The following is a 24,331-nucleotide window of genomic DNA, read 5'->3' as shown; positions in this document are numbered from 1 at the left end:
CCATTGGCTTGACAGTGACAGATATGGGTCACCATAGTTATGGAACATATTAGTGGTCAACCATAACTATTGTGGGAGTGAGACCGAGATGACCACCGGAACCCCGGCTCCAGAGAAAACCGTCCTGATCACCGGCACCTCCTCGGGCATCGGCCTGGCCGCTGCCGTCGCCGCGGCCCAGGCCGGCTGGAACACCGTCGCGACCATGCGCGACACCTCCCGGGCCGATGCCCTGCTCGCCGCCGCCGACGCGGCCGGAGTGGCCGGACGGATCCAGGTACGGCAGCTGGACGTCACCGACCCGGACTCCGTGGAGGCCGCCGTCGCAGGCGTGATCGCCGACCACGGGCGCCTCGACGCCGTGGTCAACAACGCGGGGGCCGGGCACGTGGGCACCCTCGAACAAGAGACGATCACCGACGTCCGCCAGGTACTGGAGGTCAACTTCTTCGGTGTGCTGCACGTCACCAAGGCCGCACTGCCGCACCTGCGCGCGACCGGTGGGCGGGTGGTGACCGTCACCAGCGTCGGCGGCGTCGTCGGCCAGCCGTTCAATGAGGCGTACTGCGCCGCCAAGTTCGCGGTCGAGGGTTTCATGGAGTCGCTCGCGCCGGTCGCCGCGACCACCGGAGTGAGCGTCACCGTGGTCGAACCGGGCGCGGTGGCGAGCGAGTTCGTCAGCAACGTAGGCTTCGATCCGGCCGTGATCGATGCCGCAGGTCCGTACGCGCCCGCTCTGCGCGCCTACCTCGAGCGGACCCGGAACACTTTCGCCAACGCCGCACAGCCCCCGGCGGACGCCGCCGCACCGATCATCGAGGCGCTCAGCGGTGACCGGCCCGCCTTCCGGATCCAGACCTCGGAGGCGGCCCGCACCTTCGCCGGCACCAAGCTCGGCGACCTCGACGGCTCATCCGTCCTGGCCCTGACCGGCAGCTGGGTCGCCTGACCCCGCAACCCAGGAGGACGACCAATCATGAGTACACACCGACCGGCACATCCCACGACGGCGGTCGACCACCGGGCGTCCGTCGCGGCCGAGACCGCCGCGTTCGTGGCCGCGGTCCAGGGCGCCGATCCGACGACCCCTGTCCCGTCCTGTCCCGGATGGAACCTGGCCGATCTGGTAAAGCACACCGGCAGTGTGCAGCGCTGGTTCGCCGTGCTGTTGCGAAAGGAGATCCAGCAGCCGCCGACGAGCAGGGACGTGGACCTACAGCTCCCGCCGCGGCCGGAGGACTATCCCGACTGGCTGGCCGCGAGCGCGGTCGAGGCCGCCGGGGCGTTCGCGGCCACCGCCCCGGACACCCCGATGTGGGCCTGGGGGGCCGACCAGCACGCCCGGTTCTGGGCCCGCCGGATGTTGTACGAGACGCTGGTGCACCGGGTGGACGCCGAGCTCGCCCTCGGACGGCGGCCGATGGTCGACCGCGCGCTGGCGGTGGACGGTGTGGACGAGTTCCTGGTCAACCTGCCTTTTGCGGCCTTCTTCGCGCCGAACACGGCGCACCTGCGCGGGACCGGCCAGACCATCCGCTTCCGCTGCATCGACGGCGAAGGCGACTGGCTGGTCCGTCTTCAGCCGGACCGCTTCGGCATCGCAACGGATGGCCCTGGCCGGGAGACCGCCGTCGACGCCACCCTCCGCGGCGCCGCGGCCGACCTCCTGCTCTTGCTCTACGGCCGACTGGACCCGATGGACGACCGCTTCGAACGCCAGGGGAACCCCGCCCTGCTGGACCGCTGGTTCGCCAACTCAGCGTTCTGAGCCGACCCTGCTCGAGCGGCCAGAAGGACGTGGTGCCGCCCCGCAGCGATCGGCGGCAGATGAACCGGCGGCTCACCGTGCAGAAGCCCCGTCCCGCTCGGCGCGCCGGGCCCGCCCGGCCACGCCCGACGAGGACGACGAGGAGCGGTGAGTTCGACTGACGAGGAGGCTGAGGCGCCGCGTTCATCCGAGGCCGATGAGTGGTTCGCTTGGTTGCCAGGTGACGGGCAGGACGACGTCGATGCCGTCCCGGCGGGCCAAGGGAAGCAGCCGGCTCATGGTGATGTCGAGGCGATCGAGCAAGTAGGGCATGGGGCGCAGGGGCTGGTCGAGGCCGGTGAAGAAGTCGTCCCAGTGCACCAGGATGACCCGTTGGGCTCCGGTCGCGAGCACGACCTCGTCCCAGTAGGTGTGCAGGAACCGTGGGGTCTGGTTGCCCAGGCTGCCGATGCCCAGGTAGATGACGTCGGCGTGGCGGCCGCGCAGGGCGCCGGGGCGGCAGTTGGCACTGGCGTGCAGCAGCAGACGCCCGCGGGGGTGGTTGATGAGCACGGAGTAGGCGGTGCCGGTCTTCCACGCACGGGCACGGGCCGGAGGGACCAGCGGCTCATCGACGGTGCCGGGGTAGCGATCGCCGGGGCTGTGCACGGAGTCCAGAAACGTCAGCTCGAAGCTGCCGTAGGTGAGGGTGTCGCCGTCGCCGACCACCCGCAGCTGTGGCTCGGGCACGCCCAGGCCGCGCCCGATGTTGGCGGTGGACGGCGAGCCGACCAGCTCCGCGCCGGTCTCCAACGCCCACACCGGTGCGTCCAGGGCGTGGTCGTAGTGGGAGTGCGCGCACACCACCGCGGCCAGGTCATCCACGTGCAGCCGGTCGATGGCGGACCGGACCAGCGCGCGGTCGGGAGCGATCTTGCCCACGCCGACTCGCAGCATCTCCGGCCGGGTGACGAACCCGTCGCTGAGCACGCGGGTCTGCCCGTCCGACAGCAGCACCGAGCTGGTGCCCAGGAAGTGTGCGGTCAGCCCGTCACTGCCAGTGGCGGGGCGCTGCTTGTACGGCAGGTAGGGCCGCAGACTCGGCCGCCCGATCGGCATCTTCACGCGAGCATCTTCGCTGGCGGGCGGCAGGAATACTACCCGGGACCCTGAGCCACATGGTCTGCGCCGTCGCCGCCCGGCTGGACCGCAACTACATCCGCGCGCAGGCCCTGGAGACGAGGTCGCCACCGCGAACTAGGGGTGCCTACCTCGCCCGCCGCCGTGACCAGCGGCCCTCCACCGAATACCGGTCCCCGACGGACGAGGAATGGGAAGAATTCCTCGGCCACTTCGAACGCCGCAAGGTCGCGCTCGGCGACTGTGGGCGAGCCTACGGCACCAGCTGCATTCACGAGCACGGCTGCATTCGATGCCCGCTACTACGGGCAGACCCGGCCCAGCGGCCACGGCTGATCAACATCTGCGACAGCCTGATCGCCCGCATCGCCGAGGCTGAACGCGAAGACTGGGGCGGCGAGGCCGAGGGGCTCAAGGTCAGCCTGGCTGCTGCAAACGCCAAACTCGCCCAGCTCGACAACCGCCGGCGCACCGCCGTCGACCTCGGCCTGACTACCTTCGCTGACGTCGCCGTCCGCATCACTACGTCGACGGACCCGCACCTGCCCTGAATATCCGTGGTCACCGCGAACCTGCACCGCCTACGCTCCACCCCGTGCGCAGCGTGTTTGTCTTCCCTGCAGGTGAGCGAGCTGAGACCGTCGCCTCGCTCAATCAGCACCTGCCACAGCAGCGTGATCCGTGGAGCCTGGACGGCAACCTCTACATCGACATCGACGATGCGGAATCCGGGCACCTCTTCTCCGACTGGGATCCCGACGAGGTTGCAGTCCTTGAAGCGGCTGTCGGACACCACCCCGGCTGGGCAGTGCAGATCGACATCTCCGGGCGCATCGACGGCACCACAGAGATTCACCAACTGGTCGCGCTGCTACTTGAGCACGGTGGTGTTGCGCTTGACGACTACTCCGCCCACCCCTTGTCGGCGTACTAGCTCATCTGCAGAGCGAAGTACGGGCTCATGTGCAGAGGTGTGTACGAAGTTTTGGCCGGGTCGAGGGCGTCAGCCCTCGACCCGGCCGAGTGGGGTGAACCCGCAGGTTCAGGCGGTCGCTGCGTCGCCGCCGTCGATCGCGAAGAGCTTGTTGCGGAGCCGGTAGCTGTTGCCATTGATCGAGACGACTACGCAGTGGTGCAGAAGGCGGTCAAGGATCGCGGTGGCCAGGACCTCGTCGCCGAAGACCTGGCCCCACTCGCCGAAGGTCTTGTTCGAGGTCAGGATGATCGAGCCCTTTTCGTAGCGTCTCGAGATCAGTTGGAAGACGAGGTTGGCCTCGGCGCGGTCAAGCGGGAGGTAGCCGACCTCGTCGACCACGAGGACGTCGGGCCGCTGGTAGAGCCGCATCTTGGCAGGCAACCGGCCGATGGAGTCGGCCTCTTTGAGCTGGCGGACCATGTCGTCGAGGCTGGTGAAGTAGATGGTGAAGCCAGCCCGGCAGGCCGCGACAGCCAGGCCGACGGCGATGTGGGTCTTGCCGACGCCGGGCGTTATCAACGGTTTGCCGCGAGCTTCGGCATGTCACCGCAGCGTGTGACGTTCATGAGATTGAAGTGACAGAGCTGCGATGTCAGTGCGTCCCCATATGTTGTCCCGATGAGTCGGAACATGGTCGACGAGCGGGTCTTCGAGGCGGCAGTAGTTGATTCCCAGCGGGCGGTGGCGGAGTTCGACGGGGCTCGCCAGTGGCTGGCTTCTGCCAGGCAGGGGCCGATGGAGCCGCTTGCTGCCGAGGTCTGGGTATTCGACGAGGATCTTGCCCGGGTGGTGTTGGTGAAGCACCGTTGGCGGGGCTGGGTTCCGCCGGGTGGAAAGGTCGAGGCCGGAGAGACACCGCGTGAGGGTGCGAGCCGGGAACTTTTCGAAGAGGCGGGGCTTCAGCCGGAGTTGCTGTCTGAGCCGGCGGCGGTCGCAGTTCGTTCGTTTCACCCGGACTGGCCGGTCACGTTGGGGTTGTCGTATGCCGCGGTCCTTGATGTGGCGACGCCGTTCGTCGCGGAGGCCGGGCAGCCGGTGGCCTGGATGCGCTTGGACGAGGGCTGGGAGAGCTACTTTCCCGATGACGTGGCCCGAATCCGTAAGCACGCGGCTTGGATGGCTGGTCAAATGGGCCGTCACTGAGGGGGTGGCGTGGGCCCGCCGCGGCGTGCGAGTTCGCGTCGGAGGTCGAGGTTCTCGCCGTGGGCCTGCTCCAATGCGTCCCGCAGGGCCTGTACTTCTTCTCGGTGCTGCTTCTTCAGGCGTGTGATCTGGCTGGTCAAGGCGAGAACAAGGGTGCTTTGCGAAACGACGTCGACCACGTCGCCGGCGAAGTCCAGGGCCAGCAGCACCCGGCTCTCCTCCAGGCTCTCCGCGCCGTGGTGACGGCCGGTGCTGGTCAGGAACTGCAGGCCAGGACGATGCCGTTGGTCCCGACGCCAGGTGAAGTGCCGCATCGGGTCGCTCGTGAGCACCGCCTCCTGTACGAGGTCGTGCACCGAGCACGACGCATCGTCCCCGCCCGCCACGAGACCGCCCACCGCCTCGTCCAGCCGCCACCCAAATCCAGACCGGACCTGCCCGCAAACGGGCTGCGAGCCGGTCGCCCGGGCCCAGCTGCTGCACCTGCTGTGGTCCCGGCAGCTGGGAGTCGACCTGGCCGGCCCGCTTCAGGACCGCTCGGTCGTGATGCCCGCCAGGGGGACGGGCCGGTGACCGCGGCGGCGGTGCTGGACCTTTCCCCGGGCGCCGGGCTGGTGCTGGACGGGACGGAGTGGACGGTCGAGCGGCGCGAACCGCACCTGGGCCGGGTGCAGTTGGTGAAGGCCGACGGCATCCGGGAGCGGGTGACCTTCCGGTTCCTGGCCAACCATCCACAGTGCCGGGAACTGAGTGAGGCCGGCTCCGGGCGATGTGAAGCCGAGCGCGCTCCAGCCCTCGGGGACCACAGCCCCGATCCCGGTGCCGGACTGCATTGGGTCGGCGTAGAGCATGCCGTCGCGTGCGCAGTCGCGGGCGCGGCTGCTGCTGCGACCGTCACCGACGGCTTCCGTCCCTGACCCGTCCGGGGGCCCCTCCGGACCCCCGGACGACGTGTCAGTTCCCGCCGCGGGACCGTCGGGAGAGCGCTACGGCCACACCACCGGCCAGCAACAGCGCGCCGGCCGCCCAGACGATCCAGCCGCCGCCGAATCCGGTGTCGGCCAGCGGTCCGGACCCTGCGGAAGGGCCGCCCGAAACGGAGCCGGACGCTCCGGCCGCGCCGCCGGAGCCGGACCCGCCGGGCGTGCCGCCGCCCGCGGACCCGCCGGCCGTGCCGCCGCCCGCGGAGCCGCCCTGCGCCAGCCGCAGGGTCAGCGCCGCGCTGTCGTTGGAGGCGTCGGGGTCGAGCCCCTTCATGACCTCCAGCGTGCGGACCTGGCCCGTGGAGACGGCCGGGGTACGGGGGCCGATAGCGACGGTGAACGACAGGACGTGTCTGTCCCCCGGGGCGGGGTCGCCGAAGTAACACTGGTAGGAGGACCGGCCCATCCGGGGGCCGGGGTCCGACCCGTCGTCCGTGGGCGGCGGCTGGCAGTTGTCCGGAATCTTCGTGGCCTTCGTGCCCGGCGGCAGCTTGACGAGGACCGGGAGGAAGGCGTCGTCGTCGAGGAGGTCCTCCACCACCGCCGGCCCCCGGTCGATCACCGTGGCGTGCAGCGTGGCGTGACCGCCGCGCCGCCCGGTGACGGTGTCCCCGGTGACGGCGAAGTCGGCGTGGTTGACGCTGTTGACGTAGGTGGTGAAGTACGGGTCGATGTTCCCGTCGGACGGCATCGCGCCCCTCGGGACCAGGGTCAGCGGGGTCCCGGGGCCGTTCGCCGGGGCGGCGCTGGTCAGCGGGGTGAATTCGTAGAAGATCTTGTCGCGCAGGGCCTCGTCGCCGACCTTGACGCGCAGCGGCGACGACAACGCGTACTGCCGGCCGGGCTCCACCGGGGTGGGGAAGTCGCACAGGGTCTCGCGCACGATGTGCCCCCCGCGGTCGCTCGCGGGCACGTCGCGGCAGTTGGCCCAGGAGCCCTGGAGGTGCAGCCCGGCGGTGGTGTCGATCCGCAGCTCCACCCCCTTGGCCGCCGGGAGTTGGCCGTTGTTCCACACGTCGAGCGGGAAGGTCAGCGTGTCGCCCGGCACCTGGTGCAGCTGCTCGGCGGACGCGCTCACCTTCAGCTGCGTCGCGCCGTTGGTCAGGGTGAGGTGGTCGCCGGTGACGGTGGCGTCCGACGCCGTGCCGGAGACGGTCACGGTGCCGCTGCTGCCGACGGCCGCACCGGGCTTCGGCACCAGCGTGATGGCGTGGAAGTCCGAGGTGGCGGACGCCAGGTCCAGCGTGCAGAGGTTGCCCTTGCACTGCTCCGACGGTGCCGGCTCGGCGAAGTCGGCCACTCCGGACAGGTCGACGGTCAGGTGGACGTGGTGTGCCGTGCCCCCGCCGGCCACCTTCCACCGGTAGGACAGGTCCACGCTCGCCGGCTCCGTCCCGATGAAGAGCTCGTGCTCGGCGAACTGGACCGTCATCCCTCGTGCGGCGTCCGCCGTGTCGGCGCGGGCCGGACCCGTGCCGAACACCCCCGCCACCAGCGCCACCGCGCCCGCCGCCGCCGTCGCGACCGCGCGTACCCGTGATCGTCGTGCCATCCGACCGAACCCTTCCCCGCGCGCCGGGAGGGTCCCGGCCCGCCGTGCTTCACAGGTGTGACCCGCGAGGTGCGGAAATGGTTGCGGCCAGCCGGGCTCAGGTGTCCGCGCTGCCGGGCACGATGTGACGTGGTCTAGGAGGCCGGACACGGATGATCACAGTCGTCGACCTGTCGCGCTCAGGCTCAACCGCCCACAACGCCGTCGGTGACAACCAGCGTGCCTATGTGACAACCATCGTGCTTCGGCTCAAGGACAACGACCTCGGCTACGGCATCATGCGCGTCGACGAGGACCAGAGGTGGCACCCGTTCCACCTCGGCCAGCCGCTGTGGAACTTCATCAACGCCTGTTTCTTCGAGTACGGCATCGCAGCGTACGACCTGGAGCTCGGCAAGAACCTGCACAAGCGCCGCCGCAGGAACCCGGAGTTCCGCGCGCGGGCCAAGGCCGTGGGCCGCAAGATCCGCAAGCAGGTGCTCAAGGACTACGTGATCCACCCGCTGCTGTCGGGCCCGTCGTTTTTCACCACGCTCGCCGCCACGTTCACCGCGAACCTGGTCCGCAACGTCTGGACCCACTCGGTGATCATGTGCGGGCACTTCCCCGAGGGCGTACAGGTCTTCGAGCGCCACTCGATCAAGGGCGAGACGCGCGGCCAGTGGTACCTGCGCCAGATGATGGGCTCGGCGAACATCAGCGGCAGCAAGGCCATGCACTTCATGACCGGCAACCTCTCCCACCAGATCGAGCACCACCTGTTCCCGGACCTGCCGAGCAACCGGTACGCCGAGGTCGCGGTGAAGGTGCGCGCGCTGTTCGAGAAGTACGAGCTGGAGTACGTCACCGGCCCGCTGCCCAAGCAGGTTTTCTCCGCGTGGCACAAGGTCTTCCGGCTCTCACTGCCGAACAAGAAGCCCAAGGTCAAAACGCCGGACCGCGAGCAGGAGCTCGTCGCCGCCTGATTCCCGGTATCGGTTCAGACCTCTCGGCCGTACCGGCGGCACCACCGGGTTCGGTGAGATCCGTTGCGGACGGCGGGCGGCCGCGACATCAGACCGTACGACACTGGATCCGGAGCAGCCTGAGCTGCCCCGAGTTTCGTAGAGTCCGCGGCCTGCCCCGAGTTGTGTGGAGTCGAATTGCAACTGGAGGGTTCGCATCGGATCCCCGATCAGCAGCCGCCGCAGTTCGGCGTGCGAGAGCAGCCCGTCCAGCCGGCGGCCCAGCGCCCGGACCGTCTGCCGCAGCAACAACCCCGGCAAGTACACGGCATAGGTGTGCCGCAGAGTATGCGGGTGCACCTCGATGCCGATCCCGAACGAAGCGCACCGCGCGTTCGCCCGCCGGAACACCGCCTGCCACGCGGCCGGGGGCAACGATCGGGCCGGTTCGGCAGTCGTAGGGAGTGACACACATCCGTTTCCCCCGCTCGCCGCCAACTGCCCTCGCTCGCGAGCTGGTTGGCATAAGGGCCTGTCATCCCTGGGAGGATTCATGACCAGCTTCGTCGCACCACCTGGCGACAGACAAAGCGGCGGGCGCGACATCGCCCCACCCATCGCCGCCGCACATGCCCCACGGCGCAAGCCCGTCGGTCGCGCGACAAGCCGCAGTGTCGTGGTGGGGGCCGTCGCCGTTCTGCTGGCGGGGGCCGGCGCCTCGGCCGATGCCGCCCCCGGCGACCCGGTGGTCAGCGGTGCCACCGTCAACTCCGGACATGACGTCATCGTGGGTATCACGCACAACGTGGTGTTCCCGGTCACGGTCACCGGATCGGACGACTCCGGCCTGTCTTTCGCCGATGTGGATCTGAAGGGGCCGCACGGCGGTTTCTACACCACCGACGCGTTCTGCGAGAGCGCGACGGCATGCACGACGGTATTCACCGCCAACGCCCACCCGGCACCGGGTAGCGACGATCCGGTGGACCTGGCCAACGCCAACGCGGGAACATGGTCGGTTGACGCCTTGGTCGACGCCAACGACGGCGATTCGGTCTTTGCCCCCGGCGCCGGGTCGTTCAGCCTCAAGCGTGCCGCGCGGCTCACGGTCAACGCCTCACCGGAACCGGTGGCCAAGGGCTCTCGTATCACCGTCACCGGCAAGCTCGTGCGGGCCAACTGGGACACCTACCGGTATGCGGGATACGCGGGCCAAGCCGTCAAACTGCAGTTCCGCCCGAAGGCCAGCAGCACCTACACCACGGTGGCCACGGTGAACACCAGCAACACCGGCACCCTGCGCACCACGGTCAAGGCAGTCAGGGACGGCTACTGGCGTTGGAACTTCACCGGCACCACCACCACCGGCCCAGCCAAGGCCGCCGGCGACTACGTCGATGTACGCCCCTGATCCGGCAAGTACCACCATGAGCAACCGAGGCGGATCGGCCGCGGCGGGATCCGGCACATCCTGAGAACTCCGTTGCTGTGCGCTTCGGTGATCAGATGATGTGTTCAGCCTGTTCGGGCACTCATCGACAGCACGAACAGGATCCCGCACAGGGCCTTGCGGGCGTCCAGAGGGCGTCTGAAAAGCCTGTCAGCGGGCAAGTCGCCTGGTAGCGGAGTCGTTGCGCACTTTCGGGGGCTAGGGTGTGCGGGCTGCGTACCCGTTACTCGACGGATCTGTCCGATCCGGAGTGGGAGATCCTCCGTCCGCTGGTTCCAGCGGTCAGGCCCGGTGGACGGCCGGCGAAACACACGCGGCGGGAGATTCTCAACGCGTGGTCGTACTGGCTGCGGGCCGGCTGTGCCTGGAGACTGCTGCCGCATGACCTGCCGCCATGGCAGACGGTCTACCACTACTGGCGGTTGTAGGCCTTGACTCTAGTTCAATTACATTTATGCAGGTCAGGGCCATGATGTAGATCCAGCTGGGGCGTTGGGGTCGATTCGGGGTCGAATTTGATTGCGGATTACTTTAGTAATCGAATGTTTCGCTGGGCAGGCCTCTCACTTCTCATGCCGGACCGCACTACTGAACTTGAATTCGTGATGTCGGCCACCGCCTGTGATCGAGTCGGTGCTGCCGAGGCGGCCGCGAATCACTTATCCGTGCAGCGATGGCATGCATGGTGATCCAGTTCGACCCTGCAGCTCCTGGCGCGTCACCTGCGTCGGCGCCGTCGTGAGATCGGCAGTCGATGGCGACGCCTGTCCCCAGGCCACCAGGCCCTGCTCACGCTCCGGCACCTGCGATGCGACGGTGCATCGCGTTCAGGTCGTCGTCCCGCCGCATGGCTGCGTCACCGGGGTCAGGACCGCGACCTCCCAACCGAAGCCCACCAGCAGTCGGCTGTCCTGGGTGAGGCTCACCGCATGGACGGGCGCGGGGAAAGCCAAGGGAGGTCCGGTGGGACGGCCTGTGGTCAGGTCCCATACCCACACGGTCCCGTTCCGGCTGCCGCTGGCAACGATCGGACGGCCGTCGGCCACTCCCGTCGCCACCGCTCGTATCTCGTCGGTGTGGCTGGTGAGGAGGGTACAGACGGCGCGGCCGGTGGTCAGGTCCCACACGCGCACTGTCCCGTCCCGGCTCCCGGTGACGGCGACCGGGTCACCGTCCACCACGGCGGTCGCCACCGCCATTGGCGTCGCCCTGACCAAGCCGATGCGGCCGGTGAGCGGATCGCCGACCGGGCGTCCGGTGGTCAGGTCCCAGACCCGAACCGTCGTGTCCCAGCTCCCGGTGACCGCGACCGGGCGACCTCCCACCACTGCGGTCGCCACCGACCCCACCGCGCCGTAGTGGCCGGCGAGGGGCTGGCTGACGGGGCGTCCGGTGGTCAGGTCCCACACCCAAACCGTTCCGTCCCAGCCACCGGCGAGGGCCACCGGGGTTCCGGCCAGCACCGTCGTCGCCAGTGACCACACCGGCTCGGTGTGGCCGACGAGAGGTTGTCCAAAGGGTGCACCGGTGCCCAGGTCCCACATCCGCACCGTTCCGTCCCAGCGACTGGTGAGGACGACCGTGCAGCCGTCCACCACGGCGGTGGCCAGCGCCTCCACGACCTGGGGGTGGACGACGGGCTTGCCGACGGGCCGACCGGTGGCCAGGTCCCAGACCCGCACGGTCGCGTCCCGGCTGCTGGTGACCGCGACCGGGCGGCGGTTCACCACCGCGTCGGCCACGGCTCGTCCGTCGTCGGTGTGGCCAATGCGGGGGGCGCCGGCGGGGCGGCCGGGCGTCAGGTCCCAGACGCGCACTTCTCCGTCCTCGTTGCCGCCGGTGAGAGCGACCTGACGACCGTTCACCTCCGCGGTGGCCGCCGCCCACACCCCGTTGACATGGCCGACCATCGGTCTGCCGACGGGGCGGCCGGTGGCCAGGTCCCACACCCGCACCATCCCGTCCTGACCACCGCCGACCGCGACAGGACGGCCCTGCACCGACCCGGTGGCCAGCGCCTGCACCCCGTAGGGGTCGCCGGTGAGGGGTTTGCCGAACGGGCGCCCGGTGGTCAGGTCCCACACCCGCACGGTCCTGTCCCGGCTGCCGCTGACAGCCACCGCACGACCGTCCACCACCCCGGTGGCCAGGGCCCACACCCCGTCGCTGTGACCGGTGAGCGGTTCGCCGACCGGGTGGCCGGTGGCCGGGTCCCACACCCGCACCGTCCCGTCCCAGGTGCCGGCGACGGCGACGGGGCGGCCGTCCACGACCGCCGCCGCCAGCGCCTCCACCGGGCCGTGGCCGCCGGTGAGGGGCTTGCCGACCGGCTGGCCGGTGGTCAGGTCCCAGACCCTTACGGTCCCGTCCCGGCTGCCGCTGATGCCGAGCGGGCGCCCGTTCGACACCACCGTGGCCACCTCTGTGACGACTTCGGTGTGGCCCGTGAGGGGTGTACTGACGGGGCGTCCGGTGGTCAGGTCCCAGATCCGTACGGTTCCGTCCCGGCTGCCGCCGAAGACGACCGGGCAGCCCCGCACCACTGCCGTCGCCACCGCGCAGACCTCGTCGTCCTGGCCGGTGAGGAGTTCGCCGACCGGGTGCCCGGTGGCCAGGTCCCACACCCGCACCGTGCGGTCGTCGCTGCTGCAGGTGACGGCGATCGGGCGGCCCCCGACCATCCCCGTCGCCACCTGGCGCACGCGCTCGGTGTGGCCGATCAGAGCCTGACGGAACCGGTGGTCGACCGTGCTGCCGGTGGCCCAGGCCACCTCCCATCGGCTGTCCGCACCGTCGTCGACCGGCACGGCGGTGATCCGCGCCGACAGGCCCAGAGCCCCGTAGCGCGCGGCGTCCAGCGCCAGCATCTGCCGACGCACCCCCGGACTCGCCTGCCGGTGCAGGTGCGCCGATGCCCGGTACACCGCTGCCGCCAACCGCCCGGCGGGCCCAGGGGCTGCTTCCAACAGCTCGAGCACCGCCTCGGGGTCGGCGTGCACCATAAACGCCGGATCGGGGAACTCCGCGTTCGCAGCGGCGGATTCGGCGTCGGCACCCTCGGCGCCCAGGCCGTCGGACCAACCCTGCAAGCCATCGCGCCCCATCAGCGCATCAGCCCCTCAAGGCCCGGCTCGGCCGAGCGGCTGCGGCGCAGGCGAAGATGCACCGGTCGCCACAGGCTCCAGGCCAGACCGAGCGCGAGCGGGACCTGGAGGACCTGCTGGACCACCGCAGGGCCGGGGACGCCTCCCCGCTCGGCCGGGGCCTGCCCCCGCGTGTCGACGGTCACCACGTAGGTGCCACCTACCGCCCAGTGCCAGTCGACGAGGGTGCCCCCCTGGATCGGGCCCAACGGTGGGCCGTCGAGCACGGAAACGGTGTAGGCCTCGGTGCTCCCGCCGCTCATGCCGTCCTCGGTCACCCGGATCCCCAGGACCGTGACGTGTTCGGTGCGCCCGTGCTGATGCAACGCCTGCTGGTTCAGCTCGGACCTCTGGAGGACCAAAGTCGCCAGCAGACACAGCACACCCAGGAGCCACCGCAGGCCGAGGAAGCGGCAGACGCCCGTAAGGAAGCAGGCACCCAGGAGCACCAGCACGCCCAGGACGTCCATCCACAGGGCATGCCTGAAGAAGGAAGTACGTGCGACCAGGCGCACGATCGCCCACAACCCGCACGCGCCCCCGACGCTTGCCGCAGCAGCACCCAGCCGTCGACTCAACGCTCCTGCCGTGGGGAGCCGCGGGCCCGAGGGGCTCCGTACGGCGTCCTCTTCGTCCGTGCCCATGCTCGTCTCCGTCCTCCACGCATCCCGGATGCTCCACGGCAGCCATCGCACAAGGCTTCCCGCCACACAGTATGGATTGTTCAACGATCCCTCAAGAGGTCATCCCTGTAAGCCTGGGCATCTCTCTCGCCCGGATTCCGCTACTGGGCAGATAGGGGTAGCTTTTGTTCAACGAAAGATCGAGGCGGTCAGCAGATCCGTCGATGGCCGAGGAGGACGGATGGGCACAAGCGCACCCAGCTCGTGGATTGCCGGACTGGAGAAGGACAAGGACCGGCTCGGTCGCGGCAGCACCGCTGAGCGGGTGGCCGGTGTGCTACGCCAGCGAGTGACGGAGGGTGACATCCCGCCCGGAACACGGTTGTCCGAGGAAGCCGTGGGGGCGGCTCTGGGCGTGTCCCGCAACACCTTGCGCGAGGCCTTCCGACTGCTGGCCCATGAGCGGCTGCTGGTACACGAGTTGAACCGCGGCGTATTCGTACGCACCTTGGACGGCGACGACGTGGCAGAGCTGTACCGGCTTCGCCGACTCGTGGAGAGCGCGGCCGTGCGCGAGGTGGCCGGCGCCCCCGACCGGGTCATCGAGGAGATCCGCGCATCCGTGGAGGAGGGCGAGCGGGCGGCAGCCGAGCAGCTCTGGCCCGATGTCGCCACCGCCGATCTGCGTTTCCACCACGGCATCGTCCGGCTGTCCGCATCACCGCGACTGGCGGACTTCATGCTCCGCATCCACGCCGAACTACGCCTGGCCTTCCACGCCATGGGCGACCCGCGGCGCTTCCACGCGCCCTACCTCACCCGCAACCGTGAACTCCTGGCAGCCCTGGAGGCCCGGGACGCCCAGCAGGCAGAACTCCTGCTGTCGGTCTACCTCGCCGACGCCGAACGGCAACTGCTGCGCGCCTTCGCCGACCGTGGACCCTTTTCATCCTCACGCTGACGTGGCGAGGTGAAGGGCACGGCTCCCCCGCCCGCTGAAGGATCATGTCCACGATTCGGGGGGCAGGTGGGGAACGGCCTTGCCCTGAACGGGTTTGCCGACAATGGTTGGGCGGGTCCGGATCGATGGTCAGGGGTACAGGCCGAGGTCGGCGGTGAGTGAGACGAGCGTTTCGTGGACCGTGGGTGCGGTCCGCATCTCGTTGGCGATCCGGTTGGCCGCCCTCCGGTACGACGGGTCGGCGAGAACGGTCTCGATGGCGGCTCGCAGGGGCGGGACGTCGGCGGGACCAGGTAGGCCCATGGCGTCTGCGGGGCCGCCTGTGGGAAGGACGGCCGTTCCGGCGTCGGCGGCTTCGACGAGCCGCGCGTTGGCGGGCTGGTCGGGGAAGAGCGGCATGACGACCAGCGGGGTGCCGGCCGCCAGTGCGCCGTAGGTGGTGCCGGACCCCCGTGGCAAACCGCCACGGATGCGGCGGCCAGCACGTCCGGGGCCGATACCCACTCCTCGACCTGGACGTTGTCCGGCAGCGGTCCGATGGCGGCCAGGTCGGTGGCTCGGCCCCCGGAGAGCAGCACCCGCACCGGCAGCCCGGACACCGCGTCCAGAGCCGTCCGGCACGCTGCGGCGCCAGCCGGCATGCCGCCCGACACGGTGCCGAAGGTCACGTAGACGAGAGGGCCCGCGCAGTCGCCCCACCAGTCGGGCAGCGGCTTCGGCGTGGAGACCGGATGGGTCGTCTCCCGGAAACGGCGGGTCACGGTGTACGCGGACGGTTCCAGCGAGGCCGGAAAGCGGGTCAGGTACGGCGTCGCCCGCAGCCGCTTCACCAGATCGCGGCCGTAGGGCTCCAACGCGGGTGCCGCGAGGTCGAGCGAGTATGCCTCGATCTTCGCCGGTGAGGTCGCGACCTGGGCGTGCGGGATGGCAAGCCGCTCGGAGACCACCGCCGAGGCGTATTCGCACGGGTCGTGCAGCACCAAATCGGGCCGCCACTGGCGGCACGCCTCCTCGACGGCCGGGATCATCGCCGCGGTGCACAGTCGCCCGAACAGCTCCCGGTTGACCAGCACCGCCGCCTCTTCGCGGGATGCGCTCAGCAGGCGGTCGCGGATCGCCGCCCTCTCGGCCGGATCCGGCTCTGCCCCGGTCCGGAACGGTATCCCGCGCTCCGTGAGCATGTGTTCCAGCGGCGGCGGCACTACCGCGAGGACCTCGTCCCCGCGGTTTACACAGGCGTCGACGAAGGGCACCAAGGATGCCGACCGGCGCCGCGGCCAGGCCAGGGACGAGGAACGGGCCCGCCGGCTCGGGGAAAGCCCACGATCCCCTCGACCGGTGGGTGAACTACCCACGGCGCGGCCTGCACCTCGTCAACAACGGGGCACCCGGGACCCGTTGGAGCCCACCGCGACCCGCAACTGCCCACACTGCGACCAGCCGATCACGATCGTCGCCCTGCTGGCCACCCCGGAAGCCGCCCGCCCCTCGATCACCAGCCGAGTCCCCGACGTCACCCCGCTGCGGAGGACACCGTGAACCCGTCCCCGCACCCTGATGACCTCGCGGGCCCTTCCGCCTGACCCTCACCAATCGCCAGGACCCGGCGGCCTTCGGCCGCCGGGTCCTCACACCTGCTCTTCGCTCCCCGTCTCCCCACATGCTTCAAGATCCAACAATATGAAGGGAAGAGCGACCCTGGCCGATTCCAAAGATCCTCATCAGAGACGCCCTTGAGGGAGTTGACGAGTTTGGTGACGGCGACCTTGGGCGGGAAGTTCACCAGGAGGTGGACGTGGTTGTCCTCGCCGTTGAACTCCACCAGCTCGCACTCGAAGTCCGCGCACACCGACCGCATGATCTCCTCCATCCTCACCAGGTGATCGTCCGTGAATACGTTGTGCCGGAACTTTGTCACGAAGACCAAGTGCACATGCATCACGAAAACAGAGTGCCAGCCAGTGGCTGCGTAGGTCACGAGCAAGAACGTTTGTCGATGCGTTGTGAGAGCGACCGTGGGTCAGAGACCTCGGAAATGTTGGTGAGAAGTAAGAGCGGTCGGGTGGTTCGCGTCGACTCGGCGGCGGTCTGCGTTGGCTGGTGGTTAGGGCAGACCGATCGGTGCGGACCTCAGCGGGTCACCGTTCAGCTCGCCGCAGCCCTCTTCGTCCCACCACATCCCACCTTGCGTGGTGAGGTAGGGGTGTAGTCCGCGGACATCTCCACCTTCATGAAGTGCTTGCGCGACCGCGTGGAGAAGGCTCGCCAGATCAGGCCAGGAATCGGTGAAGTCGCCGCCACCGCTGTGGCCCGCCCAGCCGAGACGCCCCGTGTCAGGACCAGGACGTTGGTCGATGACCTGCGCCGCGCCATCGGCGCTCTCAGCCCAGGGAACCCAGAGGCGGTGCCACCAAGGCTCCTCTTCCCAGGGGCGAGGGGTCAGGCCTTCGTTCTCCGCCGCGACGTCCATGCAGGTCTGCCAATGGTCCACGATGCCGCTCACTGCGAGCGGGGACTGCTCCGGCAGGATGGCTGTCCAGGCGCTCACGCCGTTGTGGCATTGCAGAGACTCAGCGAGATCATTGGGCAGTCGGGCGCCGAGGATCCGTTCCGCGTTTCGGATCTCGTCCGGTGTCGCTGGCGGATTGAGGAGTGCGAAATCGGAGGCCACGTGAGTAGCCAGCCAGGCGTCGATCAGGCGCCAGGACTCCGACGGGGGCAAGATCTGCTGTGGCATGGCGTCATCCTGCCCCACACGTCTGACAAGGCGAATCGAGGGCCCTGCCGACCGATGAAGCGAGGTCAGCCAGCGGCCTGCTGTTCGGCTCGGGCGCGGGTGGTGGCGAGGCGGTAGGAGTCGGTTCCGGTCTCGATGATGTTGCCGCCGAAGGTGAGGCGGTCGACGATGGCCGCGCAGAGGCGGGGGTCGGTGAACGTCTTTGTCCACCCAGAGAAGGATTCGTTCGAGGCGATGGCCACGCTGTTCTTTTCCTCCCGCTCGGTCAGAACCTGGAAGAGGAGTTCGGCGCCGCGGCGGTCGAGTTCCATGTATCCGAGCTCGTCGATGCAGAGGAGATCGACGCGGCCGTAACGGGCGATGGTCTTGGTCAGCTGCTTCTCGTCGGCAGCCTCGACGAGCTCGTTGACCAGCTTCGTCGCCAGGACGTACTTGACCCGGTAGCCGGCCATCGCGGCCTCCGTGCCGAGCGCGATCAGCAGGTGAGACTTGCCGGTGCCGGAGTCGCCGATCAGGCAGAGCGGCAAGCCCTTCTTGATCCATTCGCACTTCGCGAGGGTGTGGATCATGGCCGCATCGATGTTGGGGTTGGCGTCGAAGTCGAACTTGCGCAGGGCCTTGTCGCGGGGGAACCCCGCGGCCTTGATGCGGCGTTCGGAGCGTCGCCGGGCCCGGTCGTCGCACTCGGCAAGGAGGAGTTCGGCGAGGAACCCGAGGTAGGACATCTGCTCGCGCTCGGCCTTCTCGGCGAGCTCGGGGAACTGGGACCGGATTTGGGCAGCCGCAGCATCCTGCATGCCTGGTCGACGGCGGTGTTGGCGGCCTGCTCGGTGAGTCCTCGCTGGCGGGGAAGGGACACGGCGTTCTCCTCAAGGGGTGGGGTGGTCAGATCGGCGGAGCCGCAGGAGCTGGTCGTAGTGGGCGACGGAAGGCAGCGGGCGTGTGTCGGGCGGCAGGCGGGCCCGAACGGCAGCGGGCAGCGGAGCGATACCGGGCTGACTTCCAGGGACGACGGGTTGCGCAGGGGCCTCGGGCTCGGCGTCGGCCGCCTTGCGGGCTTCCAGGGCGACTGCGTCCGCGGTCAACGCGCCGGATTTCAGCGCTGCGGCGAGGCCGGTGATCAGGTGTTCGTGGGGCAGGTGGCGGCTGAGGAGGAGGACTTCGATCAGGGCCCGGGTGCCCTCGCGTTCGCCGTGGGCCTTCACCGCGGCCTGCCACCAGGCGTCGTGGATGGGGGTGAAGCGGCCGGCGGCGCGGGCCTGGTCGAGGGCGGTGGCGCCGGGCAGAGCACAACCAGGGTCCCGAATCAAGCACCGGGGCGTTCTCGAAACTCAGCAACATCACTCTTCAGTGGAAGAGGGTGTTCCCGTGGTTGAGCTACAGGCGTTCCTGTAATTCGCGAACAAAGCCAAGCCAGTTCTGATCTTCTGCATCTCACCCATAACCCACATATGTATCGTGGCGGTCATGCAGCTTCGGTACAGCTTCCGCCTGTACCCGGACTCCGGCCAACGCGCCGCGCTGGCGCGGGCGTTCGGGTGCGCCCGCGTCGTGTTCAACGACGCCGTGCGCGCCCGGGAGGACGCCCGCCGGGCGGGCGCAGCGTTCCCGGCGGCCGGTGAGCTGTCGAAGAGGCTGATCACCGAGGCGAAACGGACCGAGGCCCGCTCCTGGCTGGGCGAGGTCTCCGCCGTCGTGCTCCAGCAGGCGCTGCGCGACGTGGAGGCCGCCTACAGGAACTTCTTCGCCTCCCTCAAGGGGCAGCGCCGGGGCGCGAAGATGGGTGCGCCCCGCTTCAAGTCCCGCAAGGACAACCGGCAGTCGATCCGCTTCACGGCCAACGCCCGCTGGTCGATCACCGATTCCGGGCGGCTGAACCTGCCGAAGATCGGGGCGGTGAAGGTGAAGTGGTCACGGACCCTGCCCACCCGGCCCTCCTCGGTCACCGTGATCAAGGGCGCGGCCGGACGGTACTTCGCCTCCTTCGTCATCGACACCGACCCGGCCGCCGACGCCGCCCGGATGCCCGAGTCCGACCAGGCCATCGGCATCGACCTGGGGCTCACCCACTTCGCGGTCCTGTCCGACGGCACGAAGATCGACTCCCCCAGGTTCCTGCGCCGCGCGGAGAAGAAGCTCAAAAGAACGCAGCGGGAGTTGTCCCGCAAGCAGAAAGGCAGCAGGAACCGCGAGAAGGCCCGCCTCAAGGTCGCCCGCGCCCACGCGAAGGTGACCGACGCGCGCAAAGAATTCCACCACCAGCTCTCCACGAAGCTGATCCGCGACAACCAAGCGATCGGTGTGGAAGACCTGGCGGTCAAAGGACTCGCGCGCACCAGACTGGCCAAGAGTGTGCACGATGCGGGCTGGGCACAGTTCGTACACATGCTGGAATACAAGGCGGCCCGGTACGGACGGGCTGTGGTCAAGACCGGCCGGTTCGAGCCGACCTCCCAGACCTGCTCGGCCTGCGGCATCAAAGACGGACCCAAGCCCCTGCACATCCGGGAATGGACCTGCACCGCCTGCGGGACCCTCCATGACCGGGACCACAACGCCGCGATCAACATCAAAATGGCCGCCGGACTGGCGGTTGCAGCCTGCGGAGCGCAGGTAAGACCAGGACTCGTCCCGGCACAGCGCGACGAAACAGGAAGCCACGGATTCTCCACCGAACCCCGTGCCGCGTAGCGGCACAGCAACGGACGAGAAGGCCAGAATCCTCGGGCTTCAGCCCGAGGAGCAAGTCAAACAAGGCCGTGACCTGGGCATCTCCGGCCTACGCCTGGGATGTTGAGGGCAGAGCGGGTGTCGGTGGAGACACTCACCGGGCCGAGGGTGACGCAGTTCCTTGCGGTGGCGGCGAAGGGCAAGAAGGCCCCGCCGAAGCGGCAGGCGCTCCGCTGGGGTGGTGTGGAGCGACTCGCCGAGGCTGCCGCGTGGTCCTGCGCCGCGTCAGCGGGACGCCTGTACACCGAGCAGGGTGAGTGCGTTGCGGATGCCCTCGTCGAGGAGTTCGTCGGAGAGTCGCCGGTCGGCCAGGGCGCGGGAGAGCTGCAGCGTTCCGACCATCATGGCGTAGACGCTGAGGGTCTTCGTGCGCACCGAGGGCGGATCGGCGGGCGCCAGGCGAGCGGCGATACCGTCGATGACGGCGAGCACGCCGTCGGTGTACGCCTGCTTGGTCTCGTCCGGGCAGCGCCCGATCTCATCGAGGAGTGCCGCGGAGGGGCAGCCGTCGTCGGGACTGTCGCGGTGCTGGGGCGACAGATACCACCGTACGATCTGCTCGAGTCCGGCGATGCCGGGGGCCGCCTGCTCGATGATGTTCGCGTACTGCGCGCGCAATTGGTCCGTGACCGCGGTGGCCACGAGGTCGTCCTTGGATGCGAAGTGGGCGTAGAAGGCGCCGTTGGTCAGTCCGGCGTCCGCCATCAGCGTTGCGATGCCCGAGCCGTCGATACCGTCCCGCTTGAACCGGCGGCCGGCGGTCTCGATGATCCGCTGCCTCGTCGCCTGCTTGTGCTCTTTTCCGTAACGCGGCACGCGCTCGCTCCTTTGTGCGCCGGAAGGGTCACCTGCCCTCCGCCGGCTTCCCTATCGTATTGGATTGCGAACGTACTCCAATGGTGTGCCGACGGGTGTCTTGGAGCACCGCCACGCCTTCTCTGCGGCTGGCCCGATTCACTCGTCGTCGGGTGCCATCGAGATCACGACCTTTCCGGCCGCGGTGCGGCCCTGCTCGACGTGCGCCATCGCCTCGAGCATCTGGTCGAAGGGGAACGTTCGGTCGATGACCGGGCGGAGCTGTCCGTTGTCGTAGAGGGCGGCGAGCTCGCGCAGCTGGGTGCCGTTCGCCTGCATGAAGAAGAACTGGTAGCGCACGCCCAGGGCCTTGGCCTGCTTGCGGATCTTGCGGCTGAGCACGTTCATGACCAGGCCCAGAAAGGATGGGGCGCCGAGCTGCTTGGCGAACGCGGCGTCCGGGGGGCCGACGACACTGATGGCCAGGCCACCGGGCTTCAGCACGGTCAGCGACTTCTCGAGGTTCGCCCCGCCCAGGGAGTCCAGCACCAGGTCGTAGCCGGACAGCACCTGCGAGAAGTCCTCCTTGGTGTAGTCGACGACGATGTCGGCGCCGAGGCTCCTGACCAGCTTCTCGGAAGCAGTGTTCGCGGTCGTCGCCACTGTGGCGCCGAGGTGCTTGGCGAGCTGGATGGCCGTCGATCCGAGGCCGCCGGCACCGGCATGGATGAGCACCTTCTGGCCCGGCTTCACGTGGGCGCGGTCGACGAGGATCTGCCAGGCGGCCAGGGCCACCAGCGGCACCGCGGCCGCCTCGCGGAGGGTGAGTGACTCCGGCTTGGGCGAGACGTCGTCCTGGTCGATCGCAATGAACTCGGCGAAGCCTCCGATCCGCAGGTCGCGGGGACGTGCGTAGACCTCGTCGCCGACGGCCAGGTCGCGCACGGCGGACCCGACCTGCGTCACGATGCCGGCGACGTCGTGGCCGAGCACGAAGGGCAGCTTGTACTTCAGGAGTCGTTTGAACTCCCCGTTGCGGACCATTTTGTCCAGCGGGTTGATGCTGGTGGCGCTCACTCGGACCAGGACGTCGCCGTCGCCGACGGTGGGCTCGGGAACGTCTGCGGCGCGTAGGCCGTCCTTGCCGTACTTCTCGACGATGAATGCCTTCATGTCAGCCATCCCTTTGCGTGATCTTCTCGATTGCTTTTCGGCGGGCGATGCGCATGTCAGGCCAGCTTCCACATCAGCTGCCGAGGTGCCGTCGAAGCCACTGACCCATCTGCTCGATTGCCCGGTCCACCTCGGGCACGCGCCCCGCGCCCAGGATGAACGAGTGCTGCCCCTCGGGCAGCGGACGGACCTCGGAGAGGATCTTGAAGTCGGCGAGTCGGCGGCCGAAGTCGGCGCCCTCGCCGGCAAGCGCCTCGTACTCTCCGTAGTGGAGGGCCGTGGGCGGCAGACCGGTCAGGTCGGCGTTCAGGATGCTGATGTCGGGGTCGGTGAAGTCCACGTTGGGGTCCTGCAGCCAAGCCGCTCGGAACTGCTCGAGGATGTCCCGGCTGAGCATCTTGTCGAGTTCCTCGTTCTCGTCCACCTTCGGGTTACTGATGGTGAGGTCGGTCCACGGCGAGATGCTGATGATCGCCCCGGGGGCTGCCTCGCCCTTGGCCAGCAGGCGCAGCGGCAGCGCGACCGCGAGGGTGCCTCCGATGGAGTGGCCGGTGCTGCCGATGTTCCGCGGCTCGTAGCCCTGTGCGAGCAGCCACCGGTAGGCCGTCTCGGCGTCGTCGATCTGCGCCGGGTGGGGGTGCTCGGGCGCCAGACGGAAGCCCACGACGAGTGAGCGGGCTCCGGCCGCCTTGGCGATGTGGCCGGCGGCCTTGCGGTCCGATGTGATCGAGGCGGCGACCGATCCGCCGAAATGGAAGTGGAGCAGCGCCTTGTCGGGGTCGGCGCCCTCAGGGATGGCCCACAGGGCGGGGACGCCGTCCGCGTCCACGTCGGCGTAGGTGACGCCTTCCGGCTCGGTCGATGCCGAAGCATGTGTATCGACTATGGCGCGGACGACGGCCAGGTCGAGGCCCGGTGTCGACGCCTTCGCGCGCACGCTCTCGAGGAACTGCGCGAACTGCTGTGATTCCGTGCTGATTCCCATGGTGATGCTCCTTGTCAGGTCAGAACTGAACGCGCCTCTCGCGCGCACTGCAGGTCGATGGGCCGGGTGCGACGTCAGCCGGGCATCCGGTTGAATCTGCGGATCTGCTTGTCGAAGATCCCGGCAGGGACGAGGCGTCGCGCGGTGGTGATGCGTGAGGCGAGCGGTCCGGCGGTGTAGCGCAGCTTCGGCTTCGGGGCGGTGGCTGCCGTGACGATCTCCTTGGCGACGACGGCAGGGTCGTCGCCGGTCTTCATTGCCGCGGCGACCACTTCGTCGAAGACACGCCGCCGCTCCGCGTACAGGGACAGGGGGGTGTCGGGCTGCGCGGCATTGGTGTCGAAGGCGGTCCGGGTGTAGCCGGGCTCGACGAGCAGGACGCGGACGCCGTGCTCGCGGACCTCGTGGTCCAGGGACTCGGAGTAGCCCTCGATGGCGTGCTTCGCGGCGACGTAGAGGGCCATGTAGGGCTGCGGGATGACGCCGAGGACGGACGAGAGGTTGATGATGCGGCCACGGCCCTGGGCGCGCATGTGCGGCAGGACGGCCTTGGTCATGCGGACGAGACCGAAGAAGTTGAGGTTGAAGAGGCTCTGGGCCTGGGCGACGGAGTTCTCCTCGGCGGCGCCGGCCGAGCCGAGTCCGGCGTTGTTGACGAGGACGTCGATCCGTCCGAACCGTTTGATCACTTCCTGGACGGCGGTGGCGACGGATTCGTCACTGGTCACGTCGAGGTCGAGGAAGGTCACACCGGCGGGCGGGGTGAGTCCCGAGGTGTTCCGTCCGGTTCCGATCACCTCGAACCCGGCTGTGACGAAGGCACGAGCGGTTGTGTTGCCGATCCCCGATGACGCCCCCGTTACGAGTGCTAGTGGCCGATCTGTCGTCATCACAGACTCCCTGCATCATTGAATTACGATCGTTTGACTTACGGTCGTAATGCTATGGCGGCACGGGACGGATGGCAAGAGGAGGCTCCGGTGATCGCCGGGACCCTGCGGCTTAGGCGCGGTGCTCGCGGCGGCGGGACTGGGAGCCGGCGTCCTGCCCGCCCACCACCGCGAGGCCTTGATGGGCGCGGCCGCCCACGCCGCGACAGAGCTGGGAAAGCTGCCGCCGGCCTCAGCCAGGCGGGGAGCCGACCGAGGTGGATCTGCCGTACTGCCCTCACAGCGGGGCGGTGTCGGCGTTTCGGCCATGTCCGGACCGGAGCCGCCTCAAGCCAGACCAGGGATCTGGGTGCACAGGG

The 24,331-nt window shown here is 69.0% G+C and carries 22 protein-coding genes and 6 pseudogenes; 12 read left to right on the top strand and 16 right to left on the bottom strand.

Translation table 11 applies throughout. The features are described 5' to 3' along the window. Positions 1-52: 52 nt before the first annotated feature. Both OIC96_RS48880 and OIC96_RS48875 read left to right on the top strand, forming a co-directional pair. A complete protein-coding gene (locus OIC96_RS48880; RefSeq protein WP_330301646.1) occupies positions 53-949 on the top strand; it encodes an SDR family NAD(P)-dependent oxidoreductase in 897 nt (298 codons plus the stop codon). 27 nt (positions 950-976) lie between these two features. Further along, positions 977-1,768 carry a maleylpyruvate isomerase family mycothiol-dependent enzyme gene (locus tag OIC96_RS48875; protein ID WP_330301647.1) on the top strand — a complete coding sequence of 264 codons (792 nt, stop codon included), beginning with the start codon at positions 977-979 and terminating at the stop codon, positions 1,766-1,768. A gap of 183 nt (positions 1,769-1,951) precedes the next feature. Here the strand turns inward: OIC96_RS48875 and OIC96_RS48870 are convergent, their stop codons facing one another. After that, positions 1,952-2,866 carry an MBL fold metallo-hydrolase gene (locus OIC96_RS48870; RefSeq protein ID WP_330309928.1) on the bottom strand — a complete coding sequence of 305 codons (915 nt, stop codon included), beginning with the start codon at positions 2,864-2,866 and terminating at the stop codon, positions 1,952-1,954. A gap of 59 nt (positions 2,867-2,925) precedes the next feature. On the opposite strand from OIC96_RS48870, the gene OIC96_RS48865 reads away from it, so the two are divergent. Both OIC96_RS48865 and OIC96_RS48860 read left to right on the top strand, forming a co-directional pair. After that, the gene (locus OIC96_RS48865) at positions 2,926-3,438 is read left to right on the top strand and encodes a hypothetical protein (protein WP_330301648.1); all 513 of its coding nucleotides are present in this window, start codon (positions 2,926-2,928) and stop codon (positions 3,436-3,438) included. Between the two features lie 44 nt (positions 3,439-3,482). Continuing rightward, positions 3,483-3,821 (top strand): hypothetical protein, encoded by a 339-nt coding sequence (locus OIC96_RS48860; protein ID WP_330301649.1) that lies wholly within the window; start codon positions 3,483-3,485, stop codon positions 3,819-3,821. A gap of 108 nt (positions 3,822-3,929) precedes the next feature. Here the strand turns inward: OIC96_RS48860 and OIC96_RS48855 are convergent. Then, positions 3,930-4,382, bottom strand: a pseudogene (locus tag OIC96_RS48855) (ATP-binding protein); the annotation flags it as partial. Positions 4,383-4,481: 99 nt separating this feature from the next. Between OIC96_RS48855 and OIC96_RS48850 the strand changes: the two are divergent. After that, on the top strand, positions 4,482-5,006 hold the full coding sequence (locus OIC96_RS48850; protein ID WP_330301650.1) for an NUDIX domain-containing protein: 525 nt from the start codon (positions 4,482-4,484) through the stop codon (positions 5,004-5,006). On the opposite strand, the gene OIC96_RS48845 is transcribed toward OIC96_RS48850, so the two are convergent. Beyond that, positions 5,000-5,404 carry a hypothetical protein gene (locus OIC96_RS48845; protein ID WP_330301651.1) on the bottom strand — a complete coding sequence of 135 codons (405 nt, stop codon included), beginning with the start codon at positions 5,402-5,404 and terminating at the stop codon, positions 5,000-5,002. The genes OIC96_RS48850 and OIC96_RS48845 overlap by 7 nt on opposite strands. 171 nt (positions 5,405-5,575) lie before the next feature. Here OIC96_RS48845 and OIC96_RS48840 point away from each other — a divergent pair, with 171 nt between their 5' ends. Continuing rightward, on the top strand, positions 5,576-5,923 hold the full coding sequence (locus tag OIC96_RS48840; RefSeq protein WP_330301652.1) for a hypothetical protein: 348 nt from the start codon (positions 5,576-5,578) through the stop codon (positions 5,921-5,923). Between the two features lie 37 nt (positions 5,924-5,960). Here OIC96_RS48840 and OIC96_RS48835 read toward each other — a convergent pair whose 3' ends face one another. Then, a complete protein-coding gene (locus tag OIC96_RS48835; protein ID WP_330301653.1) occupies positions 5,961-7,541 on the bottom strand; it encodes a hypothetical protein in 1,581 nt (526 codons plus the stop codon). 251 nt (positions 7,542-7,792) lie between these two features. On the opposite strand from OIC96_RS48835, the pseudogene OIC96_RS48830 reads away from it, so the two are divergent. The 4 genes and pseudogenes from OIC96_RS48830 to OIC96_RS48815 all read left to right on the top strand — a co-directional run. After that, positions 7,793-8,506: pseudogene (locus tag OIC96_RS48830) on the top strand (fatty acid desaturase family protein); the annotation flags it as partial. Between the two features lie 343 nt (positions 8,507-8,849). Further along, complete coding sequence (locus OIC96_RS48825; protein ID WP_330301654.1) at positions 8,850-9,896, top strand: calcium-binding protein; 1,047 nt, start codon at positions 8,850-8,852, stop codon at positions 9,894-9,896. 242 nt (positions 9,897-10,138) lie between these two features. Next, positions 10,139-10,363 carry a transposase gene (locus tag OIC96_RS48820; protein ID WP_330301655.1) on the top strand — a complete coding sequence of 75 codons (225 nt, stop codon included), beginning with the start codon at positions 10,139-10,141 and terminating at the stop codon, positions 10,361-10,363. Positions 10,364-10,636: 273 nt separating this feature from the next. After that, a pseudogene (locus OIC96_RS48815) lies at positions 10,637-10,747 on the top strand (IS5/IS1182 family transposase); the annotation flags it as partial. 15 nt (positions 10,748-10,762) lie between these two features. On the opposite strand, the gene OIC96_RS48810 reads toward OIC96_RS48815, so the two are convergent. Continuing rightward, positions 10,763-13,024 (bottom strand): WD40 repeat domain-containing protein, encoded by a 2,262-nt coding sequence (locus tag OIC96_RS48810; RefSeq protein ID WP_330301656.1) that lies wholly within the window; start codon positions 13,022-13,024, stop codon positions 10,763-10,765. A gap of 14 nt (positions 13,025-13,038) precedes the next feature. Continuing rightward, positions 13,039-13,722 carry a hypothetical protein gene (locus tag OIC96_RS48805; RefSeq protein ID WP_330301657.1) on the bottom strand — a complete coding sequence of 228 codons (684 nt, stop codon included), beginning with the start codon at positions 13,720-13,722 and terminating at the stop codon, positions 13,039-13,041. 220 nt (positions 13,723-13,942) lie between these two features. Here OIC96_RS48805 and OIC96_RS48800 point away from each other — a divergent pair, with 220 nt between their 5' ends. Next, complete coding sequence (locus OIC96_RS48800; protein ID WP_330301658.1) at positions 13,943-14,662, top strand: GntR family transcriptional regulator; 720 nt, start codon at positions 13,943-13,945, stop codon at positions 14,660-14,662. 129 nt (positions 14,663-14,791) lie between these two features. On the opposite strand, the gene OIC96_RS48795 is transcribed toward OIC96_RS48800, so the two are convergent. From OIC96_RS48795 to OIC96_RS48775, 6 genes and pseudogenes are all read right to left on the bottom strand, one after another. Then, positions 14,792-15,121, bottom strand: coding sequence for a glycosyltransferase (locus OIC96_RS48795; protein ID WP_330301659.1), 330 nt, complete (start codon positions 15,119-15,121; stop codon positions 14,792-14,794). A 452-nt stretch (positions 15,122-15,573) separates the two neighbouring features. Then, positions 15,574-15,843, bottom strand: a pseudogene (locus OIC96_RS50090) (hypothetical protein); the annotation flags it as partial. 530 nt (positions 15,844-16,373) lie between these two features. Continuing rightward, a pseudogene (gene tnpA / locus OIC96_RS50085) lies at positions 16,374-16,646 on the bottom strand (IS200/IS605 family transposase); the annotation flags it as partial. Positions 16,647-16,766: 120 nt separating this feature from the next. Further along, positions 16,767-17,399, bottom strand: coding sequence for an SMI1/KNR4 family protein (locus OIC96_RS48785; protein WP_330301661.1), 633 nt, complete (start codon positions 17,397-17,399; stop codon positions 16,767-16,769). Positions 17,400-17,464: 65 nt separating this feature from the next. Then, positions 17,465-18,258 (bottom strand): annotated as a pseudogene (istB, locus tag OIC96_RS48780) (IS21-like element helper ATPase IstB). A gap of 10 nt (positions 18,259-18,268) precedes the next feature. Further along, on the bottom strand, positions 18,269-18,709 hold the full coding sequence (locus OIC96_RS48775) for a hypothetical protein (protein ID WP_330301662.1): 441 nt from the start codon (positions 18,707-18,709) through the stop codon (positions 18,269-18,271). Between the two features lie 157 nt (positions 18,710-18,866). Between OIC96_RS48775 and OIC96_RS48770 the strand changes: the two genes are divergently transcribed. Further along, positions 18,867-20,090 (top strand): RNA-guided endonuclease InsQ/TnpB family protein, encoded by a 1,224-nt coding sequence (locus tag OIC96_RS48770; RefSeq protein WP_330301663.1) that lies wholly within the window; start codon positions 18,867-18,869, stop codon positions 20,088-20,090. A 264-nt stretch (positions 20,091-20,354) separates the two neighbouring features. Here the strand turns inward: OIC96_RS48770 and OIC96_RS48765 are convergent, their stop codons facing one another. The 4 genes from OIC96_RS48765 to OIC96_RS48750 all read right to left on the bottom strand — a co-directional run bounded on the left by OIC96_RS48765 (position 20,355) and on the right by OIC96_RS48750 (position 23,972). After that, positions 20,355-20,945, bottom strand: a complete 591-nt coding sequence (locus tag OIC96_RS48765; RefSeq protein ID WP_330301664.1) for a TetR/AcrR family transcriptional regulator — start codon at positions 20,943-20,945, stop codon at positions 20,355-20,357. A gap of 138 nt (positions 20,946-21,083) precedes the next feature. Continuing rightward, positions 21,084-22,097, bottom strand: a complete 1,014-nt coding sequence (locus tag OIC96_RS48760; RefSeq protein ID WP_330301665.1) for an NADP-dependent oxidoreductase — start codon at positions 22,095-22,097, stop codon at positions 21,084-21,086. 73 nt (positions 22,098-22,170) lie between these two features. Then, positions 22,171-23,082 carry an alpha/beta hydrolase gene (locus OIC96_RS48755; protein ID WP_330301666.1) on the bottom strand — a complete coding sequence of 304 codons (912 nt, stop codon included), beginning with the start codon at positions 23,080-23,082 and terminating at the stop codon, positions 22,171-22,173. A gap of 74 nt (positions 23,083-23,156) precedes the next feature. Continuing rightward, positions 23,157-23,972 (bottom strand): oxidoreductase, encoded by an 816-nt coding sequence (locus OIC96_RS48750; RefSeq protein ID WP_330301667.1) that lies wholly within the window; start codon positions 23,970-23,972, stop codon positions 23,157-23,159. Positions 23,973-24,331: the final 359 nt, after the last annotated feature.

The sequence above is a fragment of the Streptomyces sp. NBC_00775 genome (assembly GCF_036347135.1).
Lineage (GTDB): Bacteria > Actinomycetota > Actinomycetes > Streptomycetales > Streptomycetaceae > Streptomyces > Streptomyces lutosisoli.
This window is presented reverse-complemented; position numbering and strand designations above follow the sequence as displayed.

Excerpts from the sequence above, each read along its gene's own strand:
- OIC96_RS48875 (WP_330301647.1), top strand. The coding sequence starts at position 977 with ATGAGTACACACCGACCGGCACATCCCACGACGGCGGTCGACCACCGG.
- OIC96_RS48870 (WP_330309928.1), bottom strand. The coding sequence starts at position 2,866 with ATGCCGATCGGGCGGCCGAGTCTGCGGCCCTACCTGCCGTACAAGCAG.
- OIC96_RS48865 (WP_330301648.1), top strand. The coding sequence starts at position 2,926 with ATGGTCTGCGCCGTCGCCGCCCGGCTGGACCGCAACTACATCCGCGCG.
- OIC96_RS48850 (WP_330301650.1), top strand. The coding sequence starts at position 4,482 with ATGAGTCGGAACATGGTCGACGAGCGGGTCTTCGAGGCGGCAGTAGTT.
- OIC96_RS48835 (WP_330301653.1), bottom strand. The coding sequence starts at position 7,541 with ATGGCACGACGATCACGGGTACGCGCGGTCGCGACGGCGGCGGCGGGC.
- OIC96_RS48825 (WP_330301654.1), top strand. The coding sequence starts at position 8,850 with ATGCCGATCCCGAACGAAGCGCACCGCGCGTTCGCCCGCCGGAACACC.
- OIC96_RS48805 (WP_330301657.1), bottom strand. The coding sequence starts at position 13,722 with ATGGGCACGGACGAAGAGGACGCCGTACGGAGCCCCTCGGGCCCGCGG.
- OIC96_RS48800 (WP_330301658.1), top strand. The coding sequence starts at position 13,943 with ATGGGCACAAGCGCACCCAGCTCGTGGATTGCCGGACTGGAGAAGGAC.
- OIC96_RS48785 (WP_330301661.1), bottom strand. The coding sequence starts at position 17,399 with ATGCCACAGCAGATCTTGCCCCCGTCGGAGTCCTGGCGCCTGATCGAC.
- OIC96_RS48770 (WP_330301663.1), top strand. The coding sequence starts at position 18,867 with ATGCAGCTTCGGTACAGCTTCCGCCTGTACCCGGACTCCGGCCAACGC.
- OIC96_RS48760 (WP_330301665.1), bottom strand. The coding sequence starts at position 22,097 with ATGAAGGCATTCATCGTCGAGAAGTACGGCAAGGACGGCCTACGCGCC.
- OIC96_RS48755 (WP_330301666.1), bottom strand. The coding sequence starts at position 23,082 with ATGGGAATCAGCACGGAATCACAGCAGTTCGCGCAGTTCCTCGAGAGC.
- OIC96_RS48750 (WP_330301667.1), bottom strand. The coding sequence starts at position 23,972 with ATGACGACAGATCGGCCACTAGCACTCGTAACGGGGGCGTCATCGGGG.